Origin of the sequence: Paeniglutamicibacter terrestris, assembly GCF_012271785.1 — a bacterium.
GTDB classification, from domain to species: domain Bacteria; phylum Actinomycetota; class Actinomycetes; order Actinomycetales; family Micrococcaceae; genus Paeniglutamicibacter; species Paeniglutamicibacter terrestris.
On record NZ_JAAWVT010000028.1, the window covers coordinates 1 to 1181 of the forward strand.

Sequence of the window (1181 nt, forward strand, 5' to 3'; positions counted from 1 at the left end):
GGCTTATAGGACAGAAAGTGTGTCTGTGAGGGGCCTGCTTCCCAACGGTAGCGCGGCAGAACGGGGTTTCTTATAGCCTTGAGCCATTAACCGTGAATGGTTCTGGAAAATCGAAGCACTGTGATGTATGCGGATCTCGGCTGAAACGCAATGGAAAGACGACCGCCGGGACCCAACGCTGGAGATGCATTGACTGTGGAGCCAGCAGCGTCCGCAAACGTAGCGACCTCGCCCGCAAAGCCGAGCTGGATCAGTTCCTGCAGTGGCTCATGGGCAAGGATTCCCAAGCAGAGATCGGTCCCGGTGGCGGTCGAACCTTCCGTCGCTCCACGCAGTGGTGCTGGAACATCGAACCCGCCCTCGCGGTCACCGGAGAGATCCACGGCCAAGTCCAGATGGACGGCATCTACCTAGGCCGGGGATGGTGCTGCCTGATAGCAATCGCCAACGGGCACGTCATCGGCTGGCAGTGGTGCGACACCGAAAAGTCAGCAGCCTGGTTGGCGCTGATGGAACTGATCCCGGCCCCGCGCGCGGTGGTCATCGACGGCGGATCGGGGCTGGCCTCAGCCCTTTCTCGCGCGTGGCCCGAGACCAGAATTCAGCGCTGCCTCGTCCATGTCCAGCGCAACGTTCGCACCTACCTGACGTTGCGGCCGCGCACCGATGCCGGGCGGGCCCTGCGCCGTATCTCCCTAGCGCTCACGCGGCTGAAGACCACCGAAGAGGCCGCCGCCTGGGTCCAAGTGCTGAACCAGTGGAACACCGAACACGGGGACCTGATCAAGCAACGCTCCTACCAACAGGGGCCCGCAGGCTTCCGGCCAGCCGGGGTCCGCTCAAACCAAGCCTGGTGGTACACGCACGACCGGCTGCGCAAGGCCTACCGACTGATGGAACGTCTGGCCAAGACTGGGCACCTGTTCACATACCTGCATCCTGAACTGATCGACGTTGGTGTCGACTCGACGACCAACAAGATCGAGGGTGGGGTCAACACTCACCTGCGCGCCTTGTTGCGCAACCACCGTGGGATGCCGCCAGCCCATGCCAAACGCGCCGTCGAATGGTGGCTCTACACTCACAGCGAGAAACCTGCCGCGCCGCACACTCTCATCCGGCCCGAACATCTGAAGCCGGCACCGAAGGTAATACATGAGGAAGAACAGATCGGACCGGAA

Annotated in this window: 1 protein-coding gene; it reads left to right on the plus strand. The window is 62.2% G+C overall.

Features of this window, described 5'->3' with window-relative positions:
* Nucleotides 1-92 precede the first annotated feature (92 nt).
* The coding region (locus HED64_RS19620; protein WP_168153623.1) for an IS1249 family transposase at nt 93-1181 on the plus strand (1089 nt) is incomplete at its 3' end.